The sequence below is a fragment of the Haliea sp. E17 genome, from assembly GCF_048323675.1.
Lineage (GTDB): Bacteria > Pseudomonadota > Gammaproteobacteria > Pseudomonadales > Halieaceae > Mangrovimicrobium.
This window is the reverse complement of sequence record NZ_JBLWFK010000006.1, coordinates 217,206-243,536: the sequence shown is the minus strand read 5'-3', so window position 1 is coordinate 243,536 and position 26,331 is coordinate 217,206. Positions and strand designations below refer to the sequence as shown.

Annotated in this window: 23 protein-coding genes; 7 read left to right on the top strand and 16 right to left on the bottom strand. The window is 60.0% G+C overall.

Going from position 1 to position 26,331, the window contains the following annotated elements; all coding sequences use genetic code 11:
* Window positions 1-41: 41 nt before the first annotated feature.
* Window positions 42-1,208 carry a GNAT family N-acetyltransferase gene (locus ACNKU3_RS17135; RefSeq protein WP_418260772.1) on the bottom strand — a complete coding sequence of 389 codons (1,167 nt, stop codon included), beginning with the start codon at window positions 1,206-1,208 and terminating at the stop codon, window positions 42-44.
* Between the two features lie 131 nt (window positions 1,209-1,339).
* A complete protein-coding gene (locus ACNKU3_RS17130) occupies window positions 1,340-2,245 on the bottom strand; it encodes a class I SAM-dependent methyltransferase (protein ID WP_418260771.1) in 906 nt (301 codons plus the stop codon).
* 274 nt (window positions 2,246-2,519) lie between these two features.
* Here ACNKU3_RS17130 and ACNKU3_RS17125 point away from each other — a divergent pair, with 274 nt between their 5' ends.
* From ACNKU3_RS17125 to ACNKU3_RS17115, 3 genes are read left to right on the top strand one after another with little or no spacing between them, the layout of a single operon-like run.
* Window positions 2,520-4,526 carry an alginate lyase family protein gene (locus ACNKU3_RS17125; RefSeq protein WP_418260770.1) on the top strand — a complete coding sequence of 669 codons (2,007 nt, stop codon included), beginning with the start codon at window positions 2,520-2,522 and terminating at the stop codon, window positions 4,524-4,526.
* A gap of 5 nt (window positions 4,527-4,531) precedes the next feature.
* Window positions 4,532-5,845 carry a nucleotide sugar dehydrogenase gene (locus tag ACNKU3_RS17120; RefSeq protein ID WP_418260769.1) on the top strand — a complete coding sequence of 438 codons (1,314 nt, stop codon included), beginning with the start codon at window positions 4,532-4,534 and terminating at the stop codon, window positions 5,843-5,845.
* The gene (locus ACNKU3_RS17115) at window positions 5,829-7,037 is read left to right on the top strand and encodes a glycosyltransferase family 4 protein (RefSeq protein WP_418260768.1); all 1,209 of its coding nucleotides are present in this window, start codon (window positions 5,829-5,831) and stop codon (window positions 7,035-7,037) included. The genes ACNKU3_RS17120 and ACNKU3_RS17115 overlap by 17 nt, the downstream gene beginning before the upstream one ends.
* Before the next feature lie 55 nt (window positions 7,038-7,092).
* Here ACNKU3_RS17115 and ACNKU3_RS17110 read toward each other — a convergent pair whose 3' ends face one another.
* The 4 genes from ACNKU3_RS17110 to ACNKU3_RS17095 all read right to left on the bottom strand — a co-directional run bounded on the left by ACNKU3_RS17110 (window position 7,093) and on the right by ACNKU3_RS17095 (window position 11,799).
* Window positions 7,093-8,433 (bottom strand): sigma 54-interacting transcriptional regulator, encoded by a 1,341-nt coding sequence (locus ACNKU3_RS17110; RefSeq protein WP_418260767.1) that lies wholly within the window; start codon window positions 8,431-8,433, stop codon window positions 7,093-7,095.
* Window positions 8,434-8,443: 10 nt separating this feature from the next.
* Window positions 8,444-8,917: a hypothetical protein gene (locus tag ACNKU3_RS17105; RefSeq protein WP_418260766.1), complete on the bottom strand. Its 474-nt coding sequence runs from the start codon at window positions 8,915-8,917 to the stop codon at window positions 8,444-8,446.
* A gap of 50 nt (window positions 8,918-8,967) precedes the next feature.
* Window positions 8,968-10,413 (bottom strand): HAMP domain-containing sensor histidine kinase, encoded by a 1,446-nt coding sequence (locus ACNKU3_RS17100; protein ID WP_418260765.1) that lies wholly within the window; start codon window positions 10,411-10,413, stop codon window positions 8,968-8,970.
* A 111-nt stretch (window positions 10,414-10,524) separates the two neighbouring features.
* Window positions 10,525-11,799 carry an aminotransferase class I/II-fold pyridoxal phosphate-dependent enzyme gene (locus ACNKU3_RS17095; RefSeq protein ID WP_418260764.1) on the bottom strand — a complete coding sequence of 425 codons (1,275 nt, stop codon included), beginning with the start codon at window positions 11,797-11,799 and terminating at the stop codon, window positions 10,525-10,527.
* A 155-nt stretch (window positions 11,800-11,954) separates the two neighbouring features.
* Here ACNKU3_RS17095 and lon point away from each other — a divergent pair, with 155 nt between their 5' ends.
* Complete coding sequence (lon, locus tag ACNKU3_RS17090; RefSeq protein WP_418260763.1) at window positions 11,955-14,378, top strand: endopeptidase La; 2,424 nt, start codon at window positions 11,955-11,957, stop codon at window positions 14,376-14,378.
* A 185-nt stretch (window positions 14,379-14,563) separates the two neighbouring features.
* The gene (locus ACNKU3_RS17085; RefSeq protein ID WP_418260762.1) at window positions 14,564-15,784 is read left to right on the top strand and encodes a PilT/PilU family type 4a pilus ATPase; all 1,221 of its coding nucleotides are present in this window, start codon (window positions 14,564-14,566) and stop codon (window positions 15,782-15,784) included.
* A gap of 1 nt (window position 15,785) precedes the next feature.
* On the opposite strand, the gene ACNKU3_RS17080 is transcribed toward ACNKU3_RS17085, so the two are convergent.
* From ACNKU3_RS17080 to moaA, 6 genes are read right to left on the bottom strand one after another with little or no spacing between them, the layout of a single operon-like run.
* Complete coding sequence (locus tag ACNKU3_RS17080) at window positions 15,786-16,136, bottom strand: PilZ domain-containing protein (RefSeq protein ID WP_418260761.1); 351 nt, start codon at window positions 16,134-16,136, stop codon at window positions 15,786-15,788.
* A gap of 48 nt (window positions 16,137-16,184) precedes the next feature.
* Window positions 16,185-17,870, bottom strand: a complete 1,686-nt coding sequence (locus tag ACNKU3_RS17075) for a DUF1631 family protein (protein WP_418260760.1) — start codon at window positions 17,868-17,870, stop codon at window positions 16,185-16,187.
* Complete coding sequence (locus ACNKU3_RS17070; RefSeq protein ID WP_418260759.1) at window positions 17,867-18,037, bottom strand: hypothetical protein; 171 nt, start codon at window positions 18,035-18,037, stop codon at window positions 17,867-17,869. The genes ACNKU3_RS17075 and ACNKU3_RS17070 overlap by 4 nt, the downstream gene beginning before the upstream one ends.
* Window positions 18,038-18,079: 42 nt before the next feature.
* Entirely contained in the window at window positions 18,080-19,483 is a 1,404-nt protein-coding gene (locus ACNKU3_RS17065) for a VWA domain-containing protein (protein WP_418260758.1), read from the bottom strand.
* A gap of 3 nt (window positions 19,484-19,486) precedes the next feature.
* A complete protein-coding gene (locus tag ACNKU3_RS17060) occupies window positions 19,487-20,428 on the bottom strand; it encodes an AAA family ATPase (protein WP_418260757.1) in 942 nt (313 codons plus the stop codon).
* Between the two features lie 28 nt (window positions 20,429-20,456).
* The gene (gene moaA, locus ACNKU3_RS17055; RefSeq protein WP_418260756.1) at window positions 20,457-21,467 is read right to left on the bottom strand and encodes a GTP 3',8-cyclase MoaA; all 1,011 of its coding nucleotides are present in this window, start codon (window positions 21,465-21,467) and stop codon (window positions 20,457-20,459) included.
* Window positions 21,468-21,579: 112 nt separating this feature from the next.
* Here moaA and ACNKU3_RS17050 point away from each other — a divergent pair, with 112 nt between their 5' ends.
* A complete protein-coding gene (locus tag ACNKU3_RS17050) occupies window positions 21,580-22,950 on the top strand; it encodes an SLC13 family permease (protein WP_418260896.1) in 1,371 nt (456 codons plus the stop codon).
* Window positions 22,951-23,004: 54 nt separating this feature from the next.
* Here ACNKU3_RS17050 and ACNKU3_RS17045 read toward each other — a convergent pair whose 3' ends face one another.
* Entirely contained in the window at window positions 23,005-23,484 is a 480-nt protein-coding gene (locus ACNKU3_RS17045) for a peroxiredoxin (RefSeq protein ID WP_418260755.1), read from the bottom strand.
* A gap of 49 nt (window positions 23,485-23,533) precedes the next feature.
* Between ACNKU3_RS17045 and ACNKU3_RS17040 the strand changes: the two genes are divergently transcribed.
* Complete coding sequence (locus tag ACNKU3_RS17040) at window positions 23,534-24,199, top strand: class I SAM-dependent methyltransferase (protein ID WP_418260754.1); 666 nt, start codon at window positions 23,534-23,536, stop codon at window positions 24,197-24,199.
* Here the strand turns inward: ACNKU3_RS17040 and ACNKU3_RS17035 are convergent.
* The 3 genes from ACNKU3_RS17035 to ACNKU3_RS17025 all read right to left on the bottom strand — a co-directional run bounded on the left by ACNKU3_RS17035 (window position 24,196) and on the right by ACNKU3_RS17025 (window position 26,157).
* Window positions 24,196-24,861, bottom strand: a complete 666-nt coding sequence (locus tag ACNKU3_RS17035; RefSeq protein ID WP_418260753.1) for a TetR/AcrR family transcriptional regulator — start codon at window positions 24,859-24,861, stop codon at window positions 24,196-24,198. The genes ACNKU3_RS17040 and ACNKU3_RS17035 overlap by 4 nt on opposite strands.
* Before the next feature lie 10 nt (window positions 24,862-24,871).
* The gene (locus ACNKU3_RS17030) at window positions 24,872-25,441 is read right to left on the bottom strand and encodes a phasin family protein (protein ID WP_418260752.1); all 570 of its coding nucleotides are present in this window, start codon (window positions 25,439-25,441) and stop codon (window positions 24,872-24,874) included.
* Between the two features lie 215 nt (window positions 25,442-25,656).
* Window positions 25,657-26,157, bottom strand: coding sequence for a hypothetical protein (locus ACNKU3_RS17025; RefSeq protein ID WP_418260751.1), 501 nt, complete (start codon window positions 26,155-26,157; stop codon window positions 25,657-25,659).
* Between the last annotated feature and the right edge of the window lie 174 nt (window positions 26,158-26,331).

Below are 26,331 nucleotides of genomic sequence, written 5' to 3'. Positions count from 1 at the left end.
GTTGAATTCGGCGGTACAGCCGCCGGATTACCCGGGTATCGTTACCCCTGTATCCAGGGCCTCAGTGCACCGTTGCGGGCGCGCCAGTAACGGACCACCGGTGAAACGAAATTCCTGGTGGAGAAATACATGCGGCTTACCAAGGCGGCTAGGCTTTTGCTGTAAAGGATCGTCTCGTAGACCGGTTCTCGTTGAAAGTGCCACCTGTCCGCCCATAGCGGTGAGGTTGTCAGATTGATCTTTTCCACTTCGGGTTCATCCACAGCTTCCGCGATGAACTTGTGTAGCAGGATATTACCCGGGCCGTAATCCCGGTACTGTTCTTCATAACCGGTCTTAAGGACGAACCAGACTGTCCCGGTTTTAATCGTCAACAGTGACGCCGCCTTCTTGTCACCAAACTTCAGCAGGAAAACCCGGGCATGCCACGACGCACGGTCGCTGGTGTAAAGTGATCGAAAAAACGCCGAGGCCACCGCGGAGGACATGACACTGGTATCACTTCCCGTGGGACCCTTCCAGCCAGACGACTCGATATCCAGAAAGTCCTGGTAGAAGGCTTCGCGTGATGCCGGATCTTCGCTACAGGAAACCTCGATCGGGCCAATTTCCCTGGCAGCCTTGTTGGCCAGCCGACGCACGTTTTTTAACATTTTTGTGGAATACGAGTCATAATCTTGTGCGTCGTTACAGGGGGCATAAGCATAATCCCCAACCCGGCGAAGCTTTGCGCCAGTACGCGCTAACTGGGTATGCAGGGCGGTAAAACGGCAAAATTTACGCAGTCTGCAATAATCCCAACGAAAACCCTCGTTGGTCCTGATATGTTTCAGGATCTCCCATAGAATCGGTTTGTCGATATAGTCCTGGTCAATGACAATATCATTCAGGTAAATGTCCGTATGCGTTGGCAGCAGCAGATACCGCAATTCGAATGGCCAGATCCCGGAACTCACCTTTTGCAGCGGCACGATTGCCACTATGCGCATGTCATTATAAACAGCGTAATAGTTCAGTTTGCCGGGCAGCAGGATGTTTGAGACTGCCTCGGCCCAGGGAGTATCTTGCAGGAAGTTCCGGTTAGTCGCGCGGGTGAGCAACTCAGACCACTGTTCTGGTAGGGCGGTGCGATCAGTCAGTTCTGAAAGGTTGACTACCCTGAACTCCGAGGTTTCAACGTCGGATTTTGAGCAGAGCGATTCAGACATCGAGCGATTTCAAAACCTCTGGTGTGGGCATTCCATGGGACTGCCCTCGGTATCAGCTCCGCCTTCCCCAAATTGTACTAGTGGGTCGGCATGTTTCTGATTCAAAAGCTAAAATCGAGTTCATGGGTGTTTCACGACTTTATGAATACATATGTTGTGACATCCGCAATCCAGCGAGTGAGGTAGTGAAGGCGGGTTTTTCGGAAAATACGCTCAAAAAACCTGCTAAGCGATATCGATACCTTTTCCGGAATCACTGGCTTGCCAAACAGTCGTAGAGAGCCATAACCGATCCCATCCATCTGGGTCAGGTCATAACCGTTCCTGGTGACGCCAGCGATAAGATACCCGGGCTTTTCAAACATCCGTATCATGAAATTGCTACCAGATATTGCGCTCGCGTTTGCGTGCGCACCGGTGGGCCGGTCTTCCGGAGCTTTCAGCGAGGGGCTTCCCGCTACTGGTTTGCCGCGTGGTTTGCCGCGGGAAAAACCCTGCGAGATTTTTGCAATAACTTTTTTGACGCTGAGCAAGGGGTCTGTCAATACCTCGTGGTATTTGTTTCTTACACTGAGGATAAGCGTTCCACCCGGACGTAGAACACGATTGATTTCCTGCAATGCCAAATCTGATTCCTTGAAGTAGCCGAACATGCCGAGACACACTACGAGGTCAAATTGAGCGTCCCTGAACGGAAGGTGAAAGCACTCTCCTTGCGCTAGCAGGTACTCACCTTCGGGAAATGCGCTACAGCGCATTTCGGCGAGACGGAGCATGTCCATCGAGATATCGACGGCATGTGTCCGATAACCCTTTTTAAGAAGTTCTTCTGTCAAAACCCCTGCGCCACAGCCCAGGTCAAGCAAGCTGACGGACGTCGGATGGTGTTCCGCAATGTAGCTGAGCGCGTTATTGCGCCGTAGAAGCATATGGTATTGAAATGTATTGGATGCCTCCCGGTACATTCCGTCCCACATCTCGGCCTCGCCGGAAAGGGAGAATCTCTCGCGAACGTTTTCTGTATTGTCGGAAGGCAATTCTGGCACCGATTTTTTAAAGGCACACCATTTCTTTTAAACCAATAATCATAAACTTTCCACTGAAAATGCGTTGGAAAGTGAATTCTCGAATCCAGAGTGAGGTCAACCCCGTGGATCCGGGGTGTGCAGTCCGCATGCCATCGTTGCGATAGCGCCGAGATGAATCAGTGTGTATATGCCCCTTTTCGCTCCTTGCTGATGACAATTGTCACTCCGCTGGTATAACTTGTCCGGGTAATGCCTCCAACTTCGGGTTACAGGGTGCTCTAGCTTGAGTTCACTGCAGTGGAAATGGAACCGCCTGAGGGCGATGAATCCTGCCGAGATCCTTTATCGGGTTCGACAGATGTCGGGAGGCTGGCTCGGTCGTATTGGCTTGGGGTTAGGTGGAGAACCGGCTGAACCTGTCGGATCGAGCGGATTGCCCTGGGTCGATCCACTCCCGGTCAATTTCGGCGAGAGTAGGGCCGGGTATCTGGCGCGGGCAGACAGGGTTCTGGAAGGTTACTTCAAGGTTTTCGCGCTTGAATCGGCGCCTCTCGGTTTTCCTCCGGATTGGCATCGTGACCCCAGAACCGATACCCGTGCTCCGCTGGAGTTCGGGAAGACCCTGGACTATCGCAATGAGGCGATCGTTGGCGATATAAAGTACCTCTGGGAACCGAACCGCCATCACGCGCTGGTCTTTTTGGCGCAGGCTTGGCATTTGTCTGGCGAGCAGCGGTATCTGGAGGGGGCTGCAACATTGCTCGATTCCTGGATTGCGCAAAACCCGTATCCGAAGGGAGTGAATTGGTCGAGTTCACTGGAACTGGGACTGCGTTTGATGAATTGGGCTTTTGCATGGCATCTACTCGGTGGTGACCGATCTGCGATGTTTTCGCTGTCGAGCCATGCCAATCTTCGCGACCGCTGGCTGGCCTCGATATACCAGCATCAACATTTTATAGTGGGACACTTTTCCAGGTATTCGTCCGCGAACAATCATCTGCTCGGGGAGTATGCCGGTTTGTTCATAGGAGCGCTGACCTGGCCTCTCTGGCGAGAAAGTACCTATTGGCGGGAGGTAGCCAGAGATGGCCTTGAATCGGAAGCCGTGTTGCAAAACGCGGAAGACGGCGGAAATCGGGAGCAGGGTATCTGGTACCATCATGAGGTCACAGACATGTTGCTGCTATGTGCTGTCGTCGGTAAGGCCAATTCCGTTTTGTTTAGTGATCGCTACTGGAAGCAATTGGAGAGCATGCTCCAATTCATAGCCTCGATGATGAGTGTTTCCGGCACCATTCCCATGATCGGGGATTCGGATGATGCAGTAATGGTGGATTTTGCGTTGTCCCGGGACGTTTACCGATCGCTGCTCGCTACCGGCGCAGTAGTTTTCGGTCGTCGCGACTTCAAGGCGAAAGGATGTGGCTTCGACGACAAGACCAGATGGTTGCTGGGCGATGCCGCCAGCACTGAATTTGGGTCGTTGCAAGCTGACGCGGCAGGGCTTCCAGTTCAACGCGCGTTTCCACAGAGCGGGTACTACCTACTGGGTGATGCGTTCGAGACTGCCGACGAGGTGAGGTTGATTGCCGATGCAGGCCCCCTGGGGTATTTATCAATCGCGGCACATGGGCATGCTGACGCTCTGGCATTCACTCTTTCCGTGTCCGGGCAGGAGATTCTGGTCGATCCTGGCACATACGCCTACCACACGCAGCGAGAGTGGAGGAACTACTTCAAGGGTACTTCGGCACACAATACAGTTCGTGTGGACGGCGTGGATCAGTCCGTTTCTGCTGGCAACTTTATGTGGCTGAAGCATGCGAATGCAAAATGCCTTGAATTCCATCTCGGTGATAATGAAGAAGTCTGGCAGGCAGAGCATGATGGTTACCTGCGGTTGCCAGATCCGGTGATGCATCGACGTCGAGTAAGTTTTCGCAAGCGTGAACGGATGATTCATGTCGTTGATTTTCTCGAGTGTCGCGGACACCACAAACTGGAGTGGCACTGGCATTGTAGTGAACACTGCAAGGTTTCTCTGGATGCGGACGCGGGTGTAAATCGGGTCAGCATCGAGGCCCCTTCCGGAGTGACAGTGGTGATGGAAATGCCATCGGCTACTGATGCTCCCGAGCTGATTACCGGGAGCGAAAGCCCTCCTTTAGGGTGGATATCAAGAGCTTTCGATGAGAAAAAACCAGCACCGACGATACGCTGGAAGCAGGAAATCAATGGTAGCGTGAATCTGGATACGTTCATCAGAATTCTGGGGAAGGGGGCGTAACTATCGTGAAAATAAGTATTTTTGGAATGGGATATGTCGGGGTAGTGTCCGCCGCCTGCCTGAGCAGTGATGGGCACGTCGTAATCGGTGTAGATCCAAACCAGTCCAAGGTGGAGTTGGTAAATTCCGGCAAGGCTCCGATCGTGGAGAAGGATCTCGCGGATTTGTTGCACCTCAGCGTTCAGGCAGGAAGGCTTTCCGCTACAAGCGATTCAGAGGCTGCAGTGCGCGAGTCCGATCTTTCCTTCATTTGTGTGGGCACTCCCAGTCAATCCAATGGGAGTCTGGACCTGACCTACGTGCGTCGCGTTTGCGAGCAAATCGGCGCTGCTATTCGGGAAAAACAGGGCTTCCATATTGTCGTTGTACGCAGCACCATGTTGCCGGGGAGCATGCGCGGTGTGGTGATACCACTTCTCGAGGAAGCTTCCGGAATGATCGCAGGTGAGGGTTTCGGCGTCTGTATCAATCCCGAGTTTCTGCGAGAAGGAACTGCTATTGCGGATTACCGGCATCCACCCAAGACGGTGATTGGTGAATTGGATTTCACCAGCGGTGACCGACTGGCCGAACTCTACAAGGATATAGACGGCCCCTTGGTCCGGACCGATCTGGCGACCGCCGAAATGGTAAAATACACTGATAATATCTGGCATGCGGTCAAGGTTTGCTTCGCCAATGAGATTGGCAACCTCTGTAAGTCGACCGGTATTGACGGGCATGCTGTAATGGGAATCTTCACCCGGGACAGCAAGCTCAATTTGTCCTCAGCTTACTTGAAGCCTGGCTTCGCGTTCGGAGGGTCCTGCCTTCCCAAGGATATTCGTGCCATCGTTCACAAGGCACGCTCGCTGGATCTCGAGTTGCCGCTGATCGGTCATGTGCTCGCCAGCAACCAGAAGCAGATCGAGCGCGGCCTGAACATGATTATGGAGAAAGGTAATAAAAAAGTTTCGGTACTGGGTTTCAGCTTCAAGGCGGGGACCGATGATCTGCGCGAGAGTCCACTGGTAGAAGTCATTGAACGGTTGATAGGCAAAGGCTATGACCTCCGCCTGTATGATCGGAATGTGAATCTGGCCAAGTTGGTAGGGGCAAACCGGGACTACATCCTCAATGCAATTCCACATATTTCACAACTCATGGTAGATAGCCTGGAGGAGGCCTTGCAGCACGGAGAGACAATAGTCGTAGGGAATGGAGACTCTGCTTTCAGGCAGGTACTGGACATGACAGGGGAACATCAGGTTGTTATTGATCTGGTGAGAATTAACGACAATTGTCCTGAAGTGAGCGGTTACGATGGTATCTGCTGGTAAGCAAAGGAAAGTCCTGATCATCGTCGAAAACCTGCCTTCGCCCTTTGACCGACGAGTCTGGCAGGAAGCCACGACCTTGCATCAGCATGGCTACCAGGTTTCCATTATTTGCCCAACCGGCACCGGTTGCGAAAAAAAACACGAAGTAATCGATGGCATCCACATCTTTCGGCATTCGCTGCCGTTTGAAGCCGACGGTGCAATAGGCTATTTGCTTGAATACGGTACCGCTTTATTCTGGGAGTTTTATCTGTCGTTCAAGGTCCTGTTTACGCGTGGCTTTGACGTCATTCACGCCTGTAATCCACCTGATCTGATCTTTATTGTCGGTGGGTTTTTCCGACTGTTTGGCAAACGCTTCCTGTTCGACCACCATGACATCAATCCCGAGCTCTATGAGGCAAAGTTCGGCCGAAGGGATTTCTTTTGGAAGCTGATGATCTGGTGTGAGCGGCTCACCTTCAAACTGGCCAGCGTATCGATAGCGACCAATGAGTCCTACAAAAAAATAGCCGTTGAACGAGGTGGTATGGACCCGGAACACGTGCATGTAGTGCGCAGCGGGCCGCAGATTCAGCGCTTGCGTATCATCGATCCTGTGCCGGAGCTGAAGAGGGGAAGACGCTTCCTGGTTGGCTATGTGGGGGTAATGGGCAAGCAGGAAGGGATCGATTACCTGCTGCGCGCTGCGAGATACATTATCCATGACCTTGGGCGCCGTGACATCCATTTTGGCCTGGTCGGTAGCGGCACAGAGCTGGATGAGCTTCGCTATTACATGATCGAGCTTGGAATAGCTGAGTACGTGACGTTTACCGGGCGTGTACCTGACCAGGAGCTGCTGGAAATGCTGAATACGGCAGATGTCTGTGTTAATCCGGATGTCGCCAATGAAATGAACGACAAGTCCACGATGAATAAAATCATGGAATACATGGCACTCGCGAAGCCTATTGTACAATTCGACCTTACAGAAGGACGGTTTTCGGCCCAGCAGGCCTCACTATATGCGGCCAAGAACGATGAAGTCGATCTGGCGAAGAAGATAATCCAGCTTCTCGATAACCCTGAATTGTGCAAGCAAATGGGAGAATTCGGCCGTAATCGAGTCCTCAATGAGCTCGAATGGAAATTCGAGGTACCCAAATTGTTGCGTGCTTACGACGATTTGTTCTCGGATAGTGGCGAGTAGCGATACCAGCGCCATGCGTGATGTTGGTAGCCTGGCAATTGGCGCTGCGCCTGATCTAATGCTCTTCCTTGAATCGGCTGGGGTGGATGTTGTGTCTTTTCAGTAGTTTGTAGAAGTCTGTGCGGTTGCGGCGAGACAGTTCGGCCGCTTCTGCGACGGAACCCTTGGTGAGGCGCAAGACCTTGACCAGGTAATCGTGCTCAAACTGTTCCCTGGCCTGGTTGAGGGAGGGGAGAAAATGGCCCTCTTCGGTAAGTGCTTCGCGGACCAGGCTATCGGGTATCACGGGGGTCGTTGCAAGGGCCGCGGTTCGCTGAACTACATTGTGTAGCTGTCTCACGTTTCCGGGCCAGCGGGCGTGAATCATGATTTCCATGGCCGACGGGGCAAAGCTGGTGACGCTTCCCATGTGAAATGCATTGGTTTGGCGCAGGAAATAATTTGCCAGTAGCGGGATATCCTCGACGCGCTCGGCGAGTGGAGGTAAATGAAAATTTACCACATTCAGGCGGTAAAACAGGTCTTCCCGGAACAACCCTTCGCGCATGTCCTGCTCAAGGTCGCGGTTTGTCGCAGAAATAACCCGAACGTTAATGGGTATTGAGCTGGTGCTGCCAATCGGGCGAATTCGACGCTCCTGGAGGGCGCGCAGGAGTTTGACCTGCAGTGCTACCGGCATATCGCCGATCTCATCCAGGAACAGAGTACCGTTGTTGGCGGCACGAAAAAGCCCGGTGTGTTCGCTTACCGCACCGGTAAAGGCACCTTTCACATGGCCGAAGAGTTCTGATTCGAGCAGTTGTTCTGGCAAGGCGCCGCAATTGATCGCCACCATTGGGCCGGCGTGGTTCGAGCCGGCGTCGTGAATGGCTCTTGCCAGCAATTCTTTACCGGTACCGCTCTCGCCGGTAATCAGGATGCTGACGTCGGAATCGGCAACCTTTTTGACCTGGTTGAGGATGCGCTCTATCAGGGGGCTGCGGGTAATAATATGATCCCGCCAGGACTCAAAGAAATCGCCTTGTGATATTCCGGATTTTTCCAGGGCGGCGTGAATGGTGGACAGCAGAGTTTGTTTATCCACCGGTTTGGTGAGGAATTCGAAGACGCCTTTTTGAGTCGCGGTAACTGCCTCCGGAATCGTGCCATGTGCAGACATCAGGATGACGGGCAGGCCAGGATAGAAATAGCGCGCCCGTTCAAACAGCTCCATTCCGTCGACACCTTCCATTCTCAAGTCGGTGACCATCAGGTCCATGGTTTCATTGCGAAGCAGTTGCAGTGCCTCTTCAGCGGAGCTCGCACCGTGCACAATATACCCCTCTGACTCGAGGCGAATGGTCATTAATTTCAGCAGATTGGGGTCGTCATCCACCAGAAGAATTTGACTCTGCATGCCTGCGCCCTCACTCCAGCTCTTTGCGCGTGCTGATCGAGGTTTCGACTTCAGTCAGGGCTTCAATCTTTTGCTCCAACAAGGCCTTTTGCTCGTTCGCCTCGCCCAGTTGGGCCGCTGCGGTGTCGCGCTGCCTCTCGAGCTCGGTTTGCGATTCGAGCCAGGAAATGCGCTCGGCGTTGTGGTGCTCGAGGATTGCAATGAGTTGCCGCTGTTGTCGGTCCAGGTCCTCGTGCTTCGCCAGGGAGACAAAGGCGAACCGTGCCCGAATCGCACCTGCGGAGGTGCCGAGCTGCTGATTCAGTAATCCGAAGTAATAAATCTGCGAGGGGGTTTCGGGTTTATCGATACGCGAAAGTTCCGCAGCCGCCTCATCGACAGACATGGCGGAGACTGTTTGTTGCTGCTGCAACCAATTACTTACTTTACTGCAGCGACAGGCCCGGGTTTCCTTCTTTGGGGTTTCCTCCTGGCCGGTTTCCACTTGGGGAGTTGTACATCCTGCTATGCAGGCCAGCAATATCGCATGAGCAATTAAATTGCGGGGCATATCAGTCTGAAGCACACCGGCAAATGTCTGTGATAAACCACTGAGAGGCTGCCTCCCAACGCTTCCATGCACTCTCGGGCCACACTGAGACCGATACCGGAGCCTTTTATTGGGCCCGTGCGCTTGGCGGCGCTTTGAAAGAAAGGTTCAAAGACTCTGTCTACGTCTGCTGTGGGAATACGTTCACCTGAGTTGGCTACTTCAATAACCAGATTAGCATTTCTGATTTCCCGCACAAGCTCGATTCTTCCACCTTCCGGAGTGTAATTCACCGCATTGGAGAGCAGGTTATCGAGGGCGGTGCGCAGCCGATAGCGATCGGCCACCCAGGTGAAAGCCGATCCGGTGGAATTCAGTAGGAGCTCTTTGTTATCGATAGTCAAGCGGTATTGCTGAACAATTTCGTCAATCAGGGTTTCGAGCTGAACTTCCTCCAGACTCAGTTGTTGCAGGGGGACCCGATTGAAATCAATCAGGTTTTCAATGAGTCGCTGCAATTCGTTGCCATTGGCCTTCACGATATCGACAATTTCTCGCTGCCGTTGTGAAAGATGGCCAATTACCTGTTCGGACAGTAAATCGGTTCCTTCCCGCAAGCTGGCCAGGGGGGTTTTCAGCTCATGTGAGACATGGCGCAGGAACTTTTGTTTCTGCTGCTCGGTGGCATGCAGTTCCTGCCTCAGCCATTCCAGCTTGCTGCCCAGTTCGCGCAACTCCACCGGCCCGGTGATTTCGATCGAGTGGCCCAACCCCTCGCTTCCCAGTTGCTGTATTTCCTGAATCAAGCTTCTGATGGGTCTGCTGATCCAGTAGGAGAAAAACAGCAAGAGCGCCAGTGTCGCAGCCGCCAATGTTGACAGTTGCAGAAACAGGTACTCGATAAGTTCTTCGGACGCAGTGGCATTGGCCTCAAGCAAGCGGTCAACGGATGCCTGTAGCCAGGTACGAATTGCGTTACTGCGCTCATTGATCAGTACAAAAGTCTGGTCAATTCTTTGCATGGAGGACTCGGATTCTATCGAAAGCAGGTCGGAACTCACGCCTGCTTCGGAGTCAAATTTGAGCCGTTCAAGAAGTATGCCCAGCCCTTCGAGATCGGGGCTTACCGAGGGCAGCTTTCCCTGTAGTGCCTGTAATTCCAGGATCTCACTTGATAATGATTCTCGTTCTTTTTCGAACAAGTCTGCGAGTTCGGTATTCGCGATTGCCATGTACTGGCGGGCGCGACGCTCAAGTTCGAGCACGTCACGTTGAATTTCCTGACCCAATCGTGAAACAGAAACCGTGACACGGGTCACCTCTCGGTGATTGTTCGCCAGTTCGCCGAGCGTGTGCACCGTAAAAAAGATTGCAATACAAAGCGGAGCGACAGCAGCAAAAAAGCCTAAAAGGACCAGCTGCAGGACCGATTTGGGCTGCCAGAAAGACATTACCCGCCGTACCTGTGATGTGGTGAGAAATATAGGGGTTCCAGTTTAACCTGCTTGGCCTCGCCTGAAAACCCCCGCGTACATTGTGAATGACGCCGCCGGGGAGCGGCGTTACTGGAGTTTCTGTCTGATGCTCGCCAGCTTCACACACACCACGAATGCTTCCGCCGTCGCCTGCACATCCTCCAGCGAGGGGTAGCTCGGCGCCAGGCGGATGTTGCTGTCCGCCGGGTCGTCGCCGTAGGGGAAGGTGGCGCCAGCCGGGGTCAGGGCCACGCCGATGTCCGCCGCCAGGCGGATGATTTCCCTGGCCAGGCCGGGGCGCGAGTTGAAGGAGATGAAGTAGCCGCCGCGGGGGGACAGCCATTCACCCATGCCGGTGCCAGCCAGTTCGCTCTCCAGCGTATCGAGCACGGCCTGGAAGCGCGGGCGCAGCAGGGCGGCGTGCTTTTCCATGTGGGCGGCGATGCCGGCGGCGTCCCTGAAGAAGCGCACGTGGCGCAACTGGTTGACCTTGTCCGGGCCGATAGTCTGGAAGCCGAGGTGTTTCTTGAAGGCCGCCAGGTTGTCCGGGCTGCTGGCGAGGTAGGCCACGCCGGCGCCGGCGAAGGTGATCTTGGAGGTGGAGCCGAACTGGAATACCGAGTCCTGGGTGTTGTGGCGGATACAGAATTCACGGATGTCGGCGAGTGCCTCGGCGTCCGCGTCGAGGGTGTGTACGGCATAGGCGTTGTCGTACATCACGATGAAGTTGTCCCCGGCGATGCTGCCGAGCCTGGCCAGGCGTTCCACTGTGGCGCGGCTGTAGACACAGCCGGTGGGGTTGGAGAAGCGGGGGACGCACCAGATGCCCTTGATGGCGGGGTCGGCGGCGACCAGTTCCTCGACGATGTCCATGTCCGGGCCGGTGGAGAGCATGGGCACGGGGATCATCTCGATGCCGAGGTGTTCGCAGATGGCGAAGTGGCGGTCGTAGCCGGGTACCGGGCAGAGGAATTTGACCTCGTCTTCGTTGCCCCAGGCGGATTCCGGGCCGCGCAGGCCGGTGCCGAGGGCGAAGTCGATCACGGCGTACATCAGGGTGAGGCTGGAGTTGCCGCCGATCAGGAGTTCCGCGGCGGGGACGCCGAGGGTGCCGGCGAACAGCTGCTTGGCCTCGGGCAGGCCGTCGAGGCCGCCGTAGTTGCGGGCGTCGGTGCCGTCGGCGGCGCGGTAGTCGCCGCCGAGGATGCCGTCGAGGGCATCGGACAGGCTCACCTGCTCGGTGCCGGGTTTGCCGCGGGTCAGGTCCAGCTTGAGATTGAGTTCAGCCAGTTCGGCGTATCGGGTTTCCAGGGCCTGCAACTCGGCCTGGAGTTGCTCGCCCGACATCTGTTCGACGTGCACGTTTTCGTCCTCGGTTGGTCTACAGTTGGGTGTAGTTTTGCGGTGCGCCAGTATACAGCGCGCGGCCGGCGTGGACAGCAGGCGTGGCAATATTGCGCTTGAAATGCCCGTGCCCAGCCGCATATAGCGATAACAGCCACAGTAAAGAGTAGCCAATGGACCAACAGGACGACGCGTTAGAGCCGGAGGTCATCACCCACGGCGAGCACAGCGGCACCCCGGCGGTGGCCGAGGATGTACTGCCCAATACCCTGTACCTGTTACCGGTACCCAACCGCCCGTTTTTTCCCGGCCAGGTGCAGCCGCTGGGGGTGGAGCCGCGGGTCTGGGCGCAGACGCTGAAACGGGTGGCCGAGGCCGGCAACGGTCTGCTCGGCCTGTGCTACGTGCCGCAGGGGGATTCCCGCGATATCACCCGCCGCCGCTTCCCGGACATGGGCACGGTGGTGCGCCTGTACCGCCCGCAGGTGTCGGCGGAGCACGAGGGGCAGTTTCTCGCCCAGGGTATCCGCCGCTTCCGTATCGTGCGCTGGCTTAGCGAGGAGCCGCCCTACCTGGTGCAGGTGGAATACCCGTCCAGCCAGGGCGACCGCGAATCCGACGAGGTGCGCGCCTATGCCATGGCACTGATCAAGGAAATCAAGGAGTTGCTGCCGCTGAACCCGCTGTACAGCGAGGAACTCAAACAGTACCTGTCCAGTATCAACCCGGGCCAGCCGAGCATGCTGGCGGACTTCGCCGCGGCGCTGACCACCGCCAACGGAGAGCAGCTGCAGGAGGTGCTGGAGACCCTGCCGCTGGTCTCGCGGATGGAGAAGGTGATGGCGCTGCTGCGCCGCGAGCGCGAGGTGGCGGAGCTGCAGGGCCGGATCACCAGCCAGGTCAACGAGAAGGTCAGCGAGCACCAGCGCGAGTTCTTCCTGCGCGAGCAGATGAAGGTGATTCAAAAGGAACTGGGCATCTCCAAGGATGACCGCACCACCGATGCGGAGATGTTCGAGGCGCGCATCGCCAACCTGAACATGCCCGACCCGGTGGCGAAGCGGATTCGCGACGAACTGCACAAGCTGTCGGTGCTGGAGACCGGCTCCCCGGAGTACGGTGTCACCCGCAATTACCTGGACTGGGCCACCTCGGTGCCCTGGGGTGTCTATTCCGAGGACAACCTGGACCTGGCCCACGCCCGCGCGGTGCTCAACGAGGACCACGAGGGCCTGGAGGACGTCAAGAAGCGCATCCTCGAGTTCCTCGCGGTGGGCAGTTTCAAGGGCGAAATCTCGGGCTCCATCCTGCTGCTGGTGGGCCCGCCGGGGGTGGGCAAGACCAGCGTCGGCCGCTCCGTGGCCCACGCGCTGGATCGCAAGTTCTACCGCTTCAGCCTCGGCGGCATGCGCGACGAGGCGGAGATCAAGGGGCACCGGCGCACCTATATCGGCGCCCTGCCGGGCAAGTTCGTGCAGGCCCTGAAGGAAGTGGAAGTCTCCAACCCGGTGATCATGCTCGACGAGATCGACAAGATCGGCGCCTCCTACCAGGGCGATCCGGCCTCGGCCCTGCTGGAGGTGCTGGACCCCGAGCAGAACGCGGAATTCCTCGACCACTACCTCGACCTGCGGGTGGACCTGTCCAAGGTGCTGTTCGTGTGCACCGCGAACCAGCTGGACACCATTCCGGGGCCGCTGCTCGACCGCATGGAGGTGATTCGCCTGGCCGGCTACGTGGCGGAGGAAAAACTTTCCATCGCCCGCCGCCACCTGTGGCCAAAGCTGCTGAAGCGCCACGGCCTGACCAGCGCCCAACTGAAGATCAACGATGCGGGGCTCAAGTACGTGATCGAGTCCTATTGCCGCGAGGCCGGGGTGCGCAATCTGGAGAAACAGCTCGCGCGGATCATGCGCAAGTCCATCGTCCACATGCTGGAAAGCGACGAGCGGAACATGCGCATCGGCAAGAAGGATATCGAGACCCTGCTCGGCAAGCCGCCGTTCTCCCAGGAAAAGCCCCTGCGCGGTCTCGGTGTGGCAACTGGCCTCGCCTGGACGGCGATGGGCGGGGCGACGCTGGCCATAGAGTCCTCCCAGGTGCACACCCTCAATCGCGGCTTCAAGCTGACCGGGCGGCTCGGGGAGACCATGCGCGAATCGGCGGAAATCGCCTACAGCTACGTGGTCGCCCACCTCAAGGATTACGGCTGCGACCTGGATTTCTTCGACACCAGCATGGTGCACCTGCACGTGCCGGAAGGGGCGACGCCCAAGGACGGCCCCAGCGCCGGCATCACCATGGCCACCGCGCTGGTCTCGCTGGCGCGCAAGGAGCGGATCAGGCGGCCGCTGGCGATGACCGGCGAGCTGACCCTGACCGGCCAGGTGCTGCCGGTGGGGGGCATCCGGGAAAAGGTGATTGCCGCGCGCCGCTCGAAGATCATGGAAATCATCCTGCCGCACGCCAACCGGCGGGATTTCGACGACCTGCCGGACTACCTGCGCGAGGGCATCAACGTGCATTTCGCGCGCAATTTCCGTGAGGTGTTCGAGTTCGTGTTCCACGAACACCGGCAGGACCTGGCCTTGCACTAGGCACTGGTGCCGCCCTCCGGCGGCATCGCTTTGCGCATTCCCCCGCGTTCTGGCCGCAGCAGCGCCCACTAGCGTGACCTGAATCGCGTTTCTCGCAGAATCCTGTGGGAGCGTTGTTACCCTCCTGATACAGTTTGCGCGTGATCTGGCCGATGTTGCGCCGGGCCGAGGTAGGGGGATGTAGCGTGAAAATCACAGAATGGCTGAAAACACTGGCGAGCCGCAACGGGTCCGACCTGTACCTGAGCACCGGGGCGCCGCCCTGTGCCAAGTTCGAGGGCAAGCTGCAACCGCTCGACGGCGAGGTGCTGAAGCCCGGTGAAATCAAGGAAATCGCCTACGAGGTGATGGATCCGACCCAGCAGGCGGAGTTCGAGCAGGAGCTGGAAATGAACCTGGCCATGTCGATCTCCGGCTACGGGCGCTTCCGGGTGAATATTTTCCTGCAGCGCAACGAAGTGGCGATGGTCTGCCGCAACATCGTGGCAGAGATTCCCCACTGGGAGGCCCTGCGCCTGCCGCCGATCCTGCCGGAAGTCATCATGCGCAAGCGCGGGCTGGTACTGTTCGTGGGGGCGACCGGCTCCGGCAAGTCCACCTCGTTGGCGGCGCTGATCGACTACCGCAATTCCAACAGCTACGGGCATATCGTCACCATCGAGGACCCGGTGGAATACGTCCACAACCACAAGAAGAGCATCATCAACCAGCGCGAGGTGGGGGTGGATACGCGCAACTGGCACAACGCGCTCAAAAACACCCTGCGCCAGGCGCCGGACGTGATCCTGATCGGCGAGATCCGCGACCGCGAAACCATGGAGCACGCCATCGCCTTCGCCGAGACCGGCCACCTTTGCATTTCCACCCTGCACGCCAACAATGCCAACCAGGCACTGGACCGGATCATCAACTTTTTCCCCGAGGAGCGCCGTCACCAGCTGCTGATGGACCTGTCGCTGAACCTGCAGGCCTTCGTCTCCCAGCGCCTGATCCCGACCGTGGACGGCAAGCGCTGCGCCGCGATCGAGGTCCTGCTGGGCACCCCGCTGGTGGCCGACCTGATCCAGCGCGGGCAGATCGACGGTATCAAGGAAGTCATGAAGAAATCTGAGGATTCCGGCATGAAGACCTACGATACCGCCCTGTTCGAGCTGTTCATGGAAGGGCTGATCAGCGAGGAGGAGGCGGTGCGCAACGCCGACTCGCCCAATAACGTCCGCCTGAAAATCAAGTTCGCCCGCGAGGGCAGGGGCGAGGCGCCGGTCAGCAGTGCGCCCGCAGCCGCGGCCAGGGCGCCTGAGCCGTCAGCAGCGGGCGGCGGCAGCGCGCCGGCGGCGGCCTATGCCTCGGGTTCCGGCCTCACGCTCGAACTGGTGGAAGAAGAGGAAGAGCACTCGCTGCGCTGACTCAGTCGTCGAATTGGGCCAGCAGCCGACGCCAGTCGCTGTAGTCCGAGTCGGCGGCGTCAGGCTGCAGTTCCAGGCCGGCGCGCCAGGTGTCCGGCCTGTCGGCATCTGCCGGACGGCACCAGCGCACCACTGCAACCAGGATCAACGGCGCTGCGCCGCTGGCTTCCACGCCGACATGAATATAGGCATTCAGGGCTAATTCCCGGGTCAGCTCCAGTTGCAGGCCGCTGAGCGACACGTCCAGCGCGCGGCAGACCTCGATGCTGTTATCTTCTCCTGCGGCAGCGTCAGCCTCGATGTACACCCGGTATTTCGCGGGCAGCCGAATGTGTCTGCGTTCCAGATCCATTCCCTGGTTCCCTTTGTTATCACTTTTATGAGATGTGTCCTGCATTGGCTAGGGCCCGTGTTGCTGCAGCCGGCGGCGTGCGCGTTCCACTTCCTCGCGGAAATTGGAGCGCGCTTCCAGAATGTCGATCTGCCCGTCCTCCACCAGGGCGATGTACCGGGACTCCTCGAGCCGGCGCAGTTCGATGCCCTTGCGATTGACGAAGATGATCAGCTGGCGCACCGCGTCGTGCATCGCCAGCTTGGCCAGCAGCGGCGGGTCCACATCGTGAAAGCCCAGCCAGGTGCCCAGTGGGGGCAGCGGCAGGTCCCGGGGAGCGCTGCTCCCGGCCGGTGCAGCAGGCGGCGGCTCGCGCCGGACCGGCGCCGCTTGTGCCGGCGTGGGCGCAGGGGATGGCTCGGGGCTTCTCGTTGCGGCCGCGGCTGCAGGTTGGACGCCGGCGGTATGCGCCAGTGCCCGGCTGAAGGTGGCGCCTGAGGGCAGGGCAGCAACCGCGCCGCTGGCTAGAAGCTGGCTGAACTCGCCGAAACTGTAGTTGCGCGGCTGCTGCCCGGAGTGGCGGCAGAGCACCAGTTGCTGTTGTTCGTCCTGACGCAGCACCACCTGCATGCGCAGGCTTTCCTCGCGGGTGTCCCGCAGCAGTACCCACTGGCCTTCAGCGATCGCAGCGGGCAGGTCGACCGTGGCGGGCCCGCCGACTGTGTTTTCTGTCACCGGGATGGGTGATTGTGGCGCACGCTGGATGGACTGTCCGCTGAGCGCGCGCAACAGCAGGTATTCCAGTTCACCCAGTTCCCGCTTCGCGCTGTCCGGCTGGTGCTGCAGGCTGAGCAACCAGCGCTCCAGGGAGCGGCGGATAGCCGAGGCGGAGGCCTCCGCATCAGCGCCTTCCTCTTCCGGCATGGGCGCGAGCGCCGCTGCAAAGCGGTTCATCACTTCCTGCATCCGGCCCCATTCACTGGCATTGGCGCCGAACTTGAGCAATACCAGCTGGGCGCTTTCCAGCCAGGGGCCGCGGAGGAAACTGCCGCAGGCATTTGGCAGGGCTGCGCTCGCCAGGAGCTGGTTGATGGCGGCGATCGCCGTGCTCCTGGCGTGGGCGCTGCGCAGTCGTCCGCGTTCGACGTCGGCTATGCGCTGCGCCATGCGCACGCCGCGGGCGTGCAGGCGCTGGCTGGCCTCGGTGGCATTGGCAATCAGCAGCGCCAGCTGCTGCGGGCCGCCGAGCGGTGCGCGATCCTGCAGCGCGCTGACGGATTCCTCCAGCAGTTTGAGCACGGCTTCGCCGCTGCGCCCGAGGTCCGCCTGCCAGCCGATGGCGGCGTCGTGGAGTGCGTCGAGGAGCTTGTGCAGGGCATGGGCTCCGGGTATCGCGAACGCGCTGTCGTCGAGGACTGCGCGGGCGACCAGTGGCTTGAGCTGGCGCATGCTGGTGGCAATGGCGGGGTCGAGCGGAAAGTCCTGCTCCCAGAGTTCGAAACTCTCACCGACCCAGGCCAGCAGGGCACTTTCCGCCGGCGGCGGCAGGGCCGGGTCGCCGGTCTGGTCGGCGGCGCGGAGCACCGCGTCGAGCGGTGACAGCGCGGTATCTGTGTAACTGCCGAGGTATTCGTCCAGTTCGCGCCGGTCCATGAGCTGCGCGCCCCGTAGCAGGCTCTCGGGGTGAGTGAAGCGTTGCAGCACCGAACTGCGCACGGAGGCGCTCATCGGAAACGATTCAGGCGTCAGGTTCATTCGATAAATTTACGCAGGATCAGTACCAGCAATGCCGTCCAGGAGACGGCCAGGGCGATGTGCTGGAATTTCAGGCCCTTTTTTGCATCCTCTTTGCGCTGGTTTTCCCCGAGTGAAATGTTGAAGGAACCGCAGGCGGGACATTGACCGGAAGGGCCGCTTTTCATGCCCCGGTACGTGCAGTCCCTGCAGTGATAGATCATGGGGGTTCAGCGCATACTCTTGAGTAGTTGATCAACAACCCGTTCCAGCTGCCTAAGATTATTGCATTCGGCCATCAAATGACAGGCGCTGCGGTAGCGATTCATCTCGGAATCGCCACTTTTCCAGCTATTTCTGGACTCGGGGTTGAGCCAGATGACCCGGTTCGCGCGCCGGTAAAGCTTTTGCAGCAGGTCCAGCCGCGCCTCGCCGTAGTTGTTGCGCGCGTCGCCGAGGATGATCACCGTGGAGCCGCTGCGCACATCCTCCCAGGCGAGATTGACGAAATCCTGCAGGGAGGCGCCGTAGTCGGTGGCGCCACCGTAGGACTGGCGGGCGATTTCAATCGCCGCCTCCGGCGGATGTTCGGCGAACAGCCCGCTGACTTCACCGAGCCGATTGGCGAAGGCGAAGCTGCGCACTCGCGGCAGGACGTCCTGCAGGCTGTAGAGGAACAGCAGCAGGAATTTCGCGTAGGGCGCCACCGAGCCGCTGACGTCGCACAGGGCGAATACCTGCGGCCGTTCGCGGCGGGTGCGCCGCCAGCGCAGGTCGAACATCAGGCCGTCGTGGGCGATACCGCGGTGCATGGTGCGGCGGATGTCCAGCTGGCCGCGCTGGGCCGTGCGCCGGCGCGGGGCGTAGCGCGCGGCGAGTTTCTTCGCCATGCGCCGCACCAGCGCTTCCACCTGGTCCATGTAGGTGTTCTCGATATTGGCCAACCGCGCCTGCTTGAGCATGTCGTCGACCAGGCGCTGGTTCTTGCCCTCGGCATGCAGCAGGTACTGGCGGTCGACGAAGTCGCCGACCTGCTCCCGCAGCAGGTCGCGGTAGCGGCGCAATTCCTCCAGCGCCGGATCGGCGCCCTTTTCCAGGCGTGCGACGCCCTCGCGCAACTGTTCTTCGCCCAGCGCCGCGAGGATGCGACGCCGGTACAGGCCCTTCTGGGTGAACAGGCGGATATCCGCCAGCCCGGCGCGCTGGCTGGCGTCGCTGATGGCGATGTTGACGGCGTCGCGGTCGTTGGCCAGCAAGGCGGCGAGCAGGGGGGACTGCAGCAGGCGGTCGATCCCTGCATCGTTCGCCGCGGCCTGCTGCAACAGCGGCGAGGCGCCGCCTCCGCCGCCACTGGCGCGTCCCGGCATGGCTTCCGCGGTACTCGCTGTGAGCAGTTCGGTGTTGAGCGCGGGCGCTTCCTTGTGCGGATTGAAGAAGCGTTCGAAGCAGCGGTGGAACTGCGCGCGTTCCGCCTCGCCCTTGGCCAGCGCCATGCACAGGCCATCGCGCAGCTGGCTCTTGTCCTCGTAGCCGAGCAGGGCTGCGATGCGCACCGCGTCGAGGGTCTCGGCCGGCGAAATCGGCAGGTTGTGGGAGCGCAGGATGCGAATGAAACTGACCAGGCTGTCGGGCATGGCTCAGTCGCCGCGGGCCTCGCGCAGCAGGCTGGGCAGTTGCGCGCCCGCGGTTTCCATATCGTCCTCGAACTTGAGCAGCACGTTGAGGGTGTCGCGAACCAGGTCGGCTTCGAGCTTGCCGGCGTGGAGCAGCAGCAGGCTGCGCGCCCAGTCGATGGTCTCGGAAATTGCCGGTACTTTCTTCAGGTCCAGCTCGCGCAGCGCGTGCACGAAGGCGACCAGCTGATGGCGCAGTTCGGCGTCGATGTCCGGCACCCGGCTGCGCACGATGCGCTCCTCCAGTTCCACCGAGGGGAAGGGGATGTAAAGGTGCAGGCAGCGGCGTTTCAGCGCGTCGGAAATATCCCGGGTGTTGTTGCTGGTGAGGAAGACCATTGGCGCGGTGCGCGCTTTTACCGTGCCGATTTCCGGAATGGAGACCTGGTAATCGGAGAGGATTTCCAGCAGCAGCGCCTCGAACTCGTAGTCGGATTTGTCGACCTCGTCGATCAGTAGCACCGCGCCCTGTTCATGCTGCATGGCGTGCAGCAGGGGCCGCGGTTCGAGGAATTCCTCGGAATAGAAGATGTCGCCGAACTGGTGCAGGCGTTCCACCGACTCCGCCAGGTCGTGGGCGCCGTGCAGCAGGTCGCCGAGTTTTTCCTTCAGCACCTGCGTGTACAACAGCTGTTTGCTGTATTTCCACTCGTACAGGGCCTTGCTCTCGTCCAGCCCCTCGTAGCACTGCAGGCGCACCAGCGGCACGTCGAGCACGCTGGCGGTGGTCTTCGCGAGTTCGGTCTTGCCGACGCCGGGTGGCCCCTCCACCAGGATTGGTTTGCGCAGCTGGAAGGCGAGGTAGACAGCCGTCGCGATACTCTCGGAACAGATGTAGCCGATGGATTCGAAACCCTGCTGGATGGCCTCGATCGAGGCGAGCTGGGGAAAGTCGTCGATTCGCACTGTCTTTTCCTTGTCGGCGGGCGCGAGGCTAGCCGCCGGTGGCGTTCATGAACCGCAGGATCTGGGGTTCCTGAGAATTGTCGAAGTGGTGGCGCTCGGGTTTGATCGCCATGGCCTCGACGATGGCCCATTTGAGTTTTTCGGGATGGTAGTCCGGCGCCCGCAGGATGGCCCGCAGGTCCACCGAGTGTTCGTTGCCCAGGCAGAGCAGCAGGCGGCCTTCCACGGTCACCCGTACGCGGTTGCACAGGTGGCAGAAATTGGCGCTGTGGGGGGAGATAAATCCCACCCGGGTCGGGCTGTCCGGCATGCGGTAGTAGCGGGCCGGGCCGCCATTGCCGGCGGGATCGCCCTCGGCCTGCAGCGGGTAACGGCTGCCGATCAACGCGCGCAGTTCCTCGCTGGTGCACAGGGTCAGGGCGCGGTCGTGGTCGTCGATCAGGCCCAGCGGCATTTCCTCGATGAAGGCGACATCAATACCGCGCTGGCGGGCGAAGTCCACCAGTGCGACGGCCTCGTCTTCGTTGCGGCCCTTGAGGACCACGGCGTTGAGTTTTACCCCGGCAAAACCGGCTTCCACAGCTGCATCGATCCCCGCGATCACCTGGTCGAGATTGCCGTAGCGGGTGAGCTGGCGGAATTTGCGGGGATTCAGGCTGTCCAGGCTGACGTTGACGCGTTGCACGCCGGCGGCCTTCAGGGCCGGGGCGAGGCGCTGCAACTGGGAGCCATTGGTCGTGAGCGCCAGTTGCTGCAGTCCCGGCAGTGTGCCCAGCCGTTCCACCAGGGACATGACGTTGTTGCGGACCAGGGGCTCGCCGCCGGTGAGGCGGATTTTCTCCACGCCCAGTTCGCTGAAGGCGCGGCCCACCTGGTAGAGCTCTTCCAGGCTGAGCACTTCGCGCTTGGGTACAAACTCCATGTCTTCCGCCATGCAGTAGACACAGCGGAAGTCGCAGCGGTCAGTGACCGAGAGCCGCACGTAGTTAACGCGGCGCCCGAATTGGTCAACAAGCGAGGAGGGCAATACAGCTTTCATGCCCGCAAGTGTATGCTTCTGTCATGTACGATACCAGTACACGGCCCCGGGTGTTACAGGGCTGTAATCTGGAGAGCGCGGAAAAGCAGTAGGGTTGGGGGAGAGATACGTGATTCAAAAATGGGCAATCGGGGTGGGCCTGTTGCTGGCCCTTGCCACTTTCGGGGCAATGACCGCCGCCGGGCAGGACAGGGACGTGGCGGTTGTCGCCGGACTCGCGGTGCTGTGCGTGATCTGGTGGGTGTTCGAACCGCTGCCGATTCCCGCTACCTCCCTGCTGCCGCTGGCGCTGCTGCCGCTGTTCGGCGTGTTGACCCCGGCGGAAGTCGGCGAGGCCTACGGTTCCCCGGTTATCCTGCTGCTACTTGGCGGATTCCTGCTGTCCAAGGCCATGGAGCAGTCCGGTACGCACCGGCGGATCGCGCTCGGCCTGGTACACCTGGTGGGCAGTGACAGCGGTACCCGCCTGGTGCTGGGTTTCATGATCGCCTCCGCGGTGCTCAGCATGTGGATTTCCAATACCGCCACCACCCTGATGTTGCTGCCGGTGGCGCTGGCGGTACTCGACGCCTGCTCGGACCGGCAGAAACTGGTGGCGCCGCTGCTGCTGGGACTGGCCTACGCCGCCAGCGTCGGCGGCATCGGCACGCCGATCGGTACGCCACCCAACCTGATTTTCATGCAGGTATTCGAGGAAACCACCGGGCGCAGTATCAGCTTCACCCAGTGGATGAGCTGGGGTGTGCCGGTGGTGGTGCTGATGATTCCCTGCATGGCGCTCTACCTCACCCGGGGATTGAGCGGTGCGGTAGCGGTGAACCTGCCTGCTGTGGGCGAGTGGCGCCCCGAGGAAAAACGGGTGATGACGCTGTTCCTGGTCACCGCGCTGGCCTGGATTACCCGGGTGGAACCCTTCGGTGGCTGGAGCGGCCTGCTCGGCCTGCCCCAGGCCAACGACGCATCGGTGGCGCTGATCGCCGCGGTATTCCTGTTCCTGCTGCCCAATGGACGCGGCGGCAGGCTGCTGAACTGGGAAAAGGCCGTGGAAGTGCCCTGGGGTACGCTGCTGCTGTTTGCAGGTGGCATCTGCCTGGCCAAGGGTTTCGTCAATTCCGGGCTCAGTGAACTGATGGGCGGGGTGTTCAGCAATTTTTCCGGTTTCCACCTGTTCGCGCTGATCCTCGTGGTCGCGCTGGTTGTCACCTTCATGACCGAGACCACCTCGAATACCGCGAGTACCACACTGCTGATGCCGATCCTCGCCGCGGTGGGCATGGGCATGGGCATCGAGCCGGAAATCCTGATGGTGCCGGCGGCGATGAGCGCCAGTTGCGCGTTCATGCTGCCGGTTGCCACGGCGCCCAATTCAGTGGTGTTCGGCAGCGGTTACCTGACCACGGCGCGGATGGCGCGGGAGGGCCTGGCGCTGAACTTCATCGGCGCGGCGATCATCAGTACGGTGTGCTATTTCAGCCTCGCCTGAGGCCGGGAGGGGAGATGGCGCGCAGCCGTGGGGCCGCGCGCGGTACAGCAAGCTTCAGAGCAGCGCCATGATGGTTTCGGCAGAGCTCACATCGATGCCGGGACCCGGCTCGACATTCAGGTGGGTGATCACGCCGTCCTCGGCGATCAGCGCGTAGCGCTGGCTGCGGGTGCCGAGGCCGAAGCCGCTGGCATCCAGTTCCAGGCCGAGCGCAGCGGTGAACTCACCCATGCCATCGGCCAGCATCAGGATTTCCTCGGCGTTCTGGGCCTTGCCCCAGGCACCCATGACGAAGGCGTCGTTCACGGCGACACAGGCGATGGTGTCCACGCCGGCGGCCTTGATCTTGTCGGCGTTGACCACGAAGCCGGGCAGGTGGGTGTTGGAGCAACCGGGAGTGAAGGCGCCGGGTACCGCAAACAGGACGACTTTCTTGCCACCGAAAATCGCTTCAGTGCTGATATCCTGAGGGCCCTCAGCGGTCATGGTTTTCAGGGTGGCGGAGGGGATTTTATCACCGACTTTAACGGTCATGGCGGACTCCTGTAACGGGGTGGTGGAAAGTGAACAGGGACTATAGCAGATGAATGCCGACTTGCACTGCCCCCTTTGTGCGGCGTCCGGCGCCGGTGTTTTTCACCGCGACCGGCGCCGTGAATACCTGCGCTGCAGCCACTGTGCGCTGGTGTTCGTGCCGCCCGCCTACCACCTGTCCGCCGCCGCCGAGAAAGCCGAATACGACCTGCACCGTAACGCGGTGGACGACCCCGGATACCGCAGGTTTCTCGGCCGCCTGGCGGAACCGCTGATGCAGCGGGTGCCCGCCCCCGCCCGCGGCATGGACTTTGGCTGCGGCCCCGGGCCGGCGCTGGCGGCCATGCTGGCGGAGGCCGGCTACCAGCTTATGCTCTACGACCCCTTCTACCATCCCGACCCCGCGGCCCTGCGCCAGCACTACCGGTTTATCACCGCCACCGAAGTGGTCGAGCACCTGCAGCGGCCTGGGGCGGAGTTACAGCGCCTGTGGGGCCTGCTGGAGCCGGGTGGCCTGCTCGGCATCATGACCAAGCTGGTCCGCGACCAGGCGGCTTTCGCCAACTGGCACTACAAGAACGACGCCACCCATGTGTGTTTTTTCAGCGAGCAGACCTGGCAGTGGTGGGCGCGGCAGCACGGCGCGGGACTGGAGCGCATCGGCGCGGATGTGATCCTGCTGCGCAAGCCGGCATCCTGTGTTGTCGACGGCTAGAGGGTCTCGCGCTCCGCGGCGAGCATGCTGGCGTAGATGTCCTGGCAGTCGCGGTAGAACACCAGCTGGTCGTCGCCCAGGTAGGGCGCGATCATGGCCAGCAGTTGCAGCACCCCCTGGTGGATGGTGATCGAGGGCTCGCGGTCCTCGTGCAGCAGCCGGTCGTAGCTCAGCCAGAAGGTCAGGTGCAGGGCCATGTTTTCCACCAGTCCCTGCAGGCGCTCCTCGCCGGTGGCGATAACCGCCTGCTGCATCAGGGTTTGGCAGATCGCGTCCAGGGCACTGTGCTTGAGCTCCACCAGGCGGCGAAACTGGCGGCGGATATCCGGGTAGCGCTGCAGGATGTTGCTGAGGTTGTGGTAGAGGAAGCGATACTGGTACATCTCCTCCAGCACAACGTAGAGGTAGTACCAGTTCTGCTCGACGTTGCGTGAATCCTCGCTCAGTGGCTGCTGCACCGGCGCCCGCAGCGTACTGGAAAGCGCGGTGTGGTACTGGTGGTAGAGCTCGGCGATGATCTGGTCCTTGCCCTTGAAATGGTAGTAGAGATTGCCCGGGCTTATGTCCAGTTCGTTGGCGATGTCGATGGTCGTGGTGTGTTCCTCGCCCTCCAGGTTGAATAGCGCCAGACTGGCGTGGAGGATGCGATCACGGGTCTTCATCGTTTAGCGGTCAGCTTTTGTCGCCGGCGCCGCTCCGGGGTGCAGCTGGCTTCCGGCGTGCCGCGGGCTGGCGTTTTGCCGGGGCTTTCGCCTTCGCTGCCGCGGGGGATTGTTTCACAGCGGCTTTCTGCCTGGCCGGGGCTTTTTTGGCCGGGGTTTTCCTGGCCGCAGCTTTTTTCACCGCAGCCTTCGCCTTGCGCTTTGGCGCCGCTTTTTTCTGTTGCGCCTGCAACTGATCGGCTAGCGCTTCCACCTGGCGGGTGAGTTCATCGATCTTGCTGTGCAGGGCCTGCAGGTCTTCGACCCGCGCCGGGCGTTGCAGGTGGAAGTTCTCCCGCACCTGGGCGATGCGTTCCTCTACCGAGGCGCGCGCCGCGGCGGTGGCCTCGTTGGCTTCCTCCTCGAGGGCGGCGCCGGCCTTGACCAGTTCGCGAAACAGTTTGGGCGGTTGCGGCGTGGCCTTTTTCAGGCTGCTCTGGGCCTCGTCCACCGCGCGCCCATAGGCGCCCACACCCGCCAGCCAGATGTGCCGCGCGAATTCGCTGGCCTTGTCGGTAACCTTGTCTTTTTTGTTGCTCATGGTTGGCGCCTCGCCTGTATTGCCCGATAGCCCAGATTAGAACATGCGCCGCTTCGGCCATCCATGGCCTCTCGCGGCATACAGTACATCCTGTACATGCGCCGCTTCGGCCATCCATGGCCTCTCGCGGCATACAGTACATCCTGTACATAAAAAAGGGGCTATCGAGATAGCCCCTGGAGGCCCGGCAGAACCGGGATAAGTGTCTGTGGGAATCAGAAGGCGAAACGCGAGGTCGCGCTGGTCTTGAGTTCCTCGAATTTGGCTTTTGCCTGGCTGAGTCCGGCTTCCAGCTTTTTGCTGTCCATTTCGAGGCTGGGGATGCTGAAATCGTCCATGGCTTTCATAGCGTCCTTTTCCAGTTTCTCGCCGCGTTTGACAAGCTTCTTGTACACCTTGTCAGCTTCTTTCTTGCGCGAATCGAAACTGGCCTGGACGGTATCCAGCTTGGCATTCATGCTGTCGTAGGCCATGCCATAGCAGCCGAGACCGGCGAGGAAGGCACTGCGGCCGGTTTCCTTCGCCTTGCTGCTGATCTCGCTGGTCATTTTCTCGACCTTGGAAACGGCTTTTTCGACTTTCGTTTCCACCTTGGCGATGGGCTTGCGTTTTGCCACTGGCTTGCGCTTGGCCGCCACTTTCTTGGCGGGCGCCTTGCGCTTGGGGGCTGCTTTTTTAGCGGGGGCTTTCTTCGCTACTACTACTTCTTCGGCCATGTCTGCACTCCTGTCGTTTGCAACTGACGGTCCGGTGCCGCCATCTGCAACACAGACTAAGCAGGAAAATTAGAATAAACATACTAGACGGCGGAAATTGCGCTGTGCAGCAGTGGTAATAACACCAGAAAAGCCCGGGTGCAGGCGTGGCCCGTCAACGGGAATGCCGGGCGA

Bases quoted from the DNA above. Each gene is read 5' to 3' on its own strand.
- ACNKU3_RS17115 (WP_418260768.1), top strand. From the start codon at position 5,829: ATGGTATCTGCTGGTAAGCAAAGGAAAGTCCTGATCATCGTCGAAAAC.
- ACNKU3_RS17030 (WP_418260752.1), bottom strand. From the start codon at position 25,441: ATGAGCAACAAAAAAGACAAGGTTACCGACAAGGCCAGCGAATTCGCG.
- ACNKU3_RS17065 (WP_418260758.1), bottom strand. From the start codon at position 19,483: ATGCCCGACAGCCTGGTCAGTTTCATTCGCATCCTGCGCTCCCACAAC.
- ACNKU3_RS17025 (WP_418260751.1), bottom strand. From the start codon at position 26,157: ATGGCCGAAGAAGTAGTAGTAGCGAAGAAAGCCCCCGCTAAAAAAGCA.
- ACNKU3_RS17035 (WP_418260753.1), bottom strand. From the start codon at position 24,861: ATGAAGACCCGTGATCGCATCCTCCACGCCAGTCTGGCGCTATTCAAC.
- ACNKU3_RS17135 (WP_418260772.1), bottom strand. From the start codon at position 1,208: ATGTCTGAATCGCTCTGCTCAAAATCCGACGTTGAAACCTCGGAGTTC.
- ACNKU3_RS17075 (WP_418260760.1), bottom strand. From the start codon at position 17,870: ATGAACCTGACGCCTGAATCGTTTCCGATGAGCGCCTCCGTGCGCAGT.
- lon (WP_418260763.1), top strand. From the start codon at position 11,955: ATGGACCAACAGGACGACGCGTTAGAGCCGGAGGTCATCACCCACGGC.
- ACNKU3_RS17100 (WP_418260765.1), bottom strand. From the start codon at position 10,413: ATGTCTTTCTGGCAGCCCAAATCGGTCCTGCAGCTGGTCCTTTTAGGC.
- ACNKU3_RS17070 (WP_418260759.1), bottom strand. From the start codon at position 18,037: ATGAAAAGCGGCCCTTCCGGTCAATGTCCCGCCTGCGGTTCCTTCAAC.
- ACNKU3_RS17080 (WP_418260761.1), bottom strand. From the start codon at position 16,136: ATGGATCTGGAACGCAGACACATTCGGCTGCCCGCGAAATACCGGGTG.
- ACNKU3_RS17040 (WP_418260754.1), top strand. From the start codon at position 23,534: ATGAATGCCGACTTGCACTGCCCCCTTTGTGCGGCGTCCGGCGCCGGT.
- ACNKU3_RS17045 (WP_418260755.1), bottom strand. From the start codon at position 23,484: ATGACCGTTAAAGTCGGTGATAAAATCCCCTCCGCCACCCTGAAAACC.
- ACNKU3_RS17110 (WP_418260767.1), bottom strand. From the start codon at position 8,433: ATGCAGAGTCAAATTCTTCTGGTGGATGACGACCCCAATCTGCTGAAA.
- moaA (WP_418260756.1), bottom strand. From the start codon at position 21,467: ATGAAAGCTGTATTGCCCTCCTCGCTTGTTGACCAATTCGGGCGCCGC.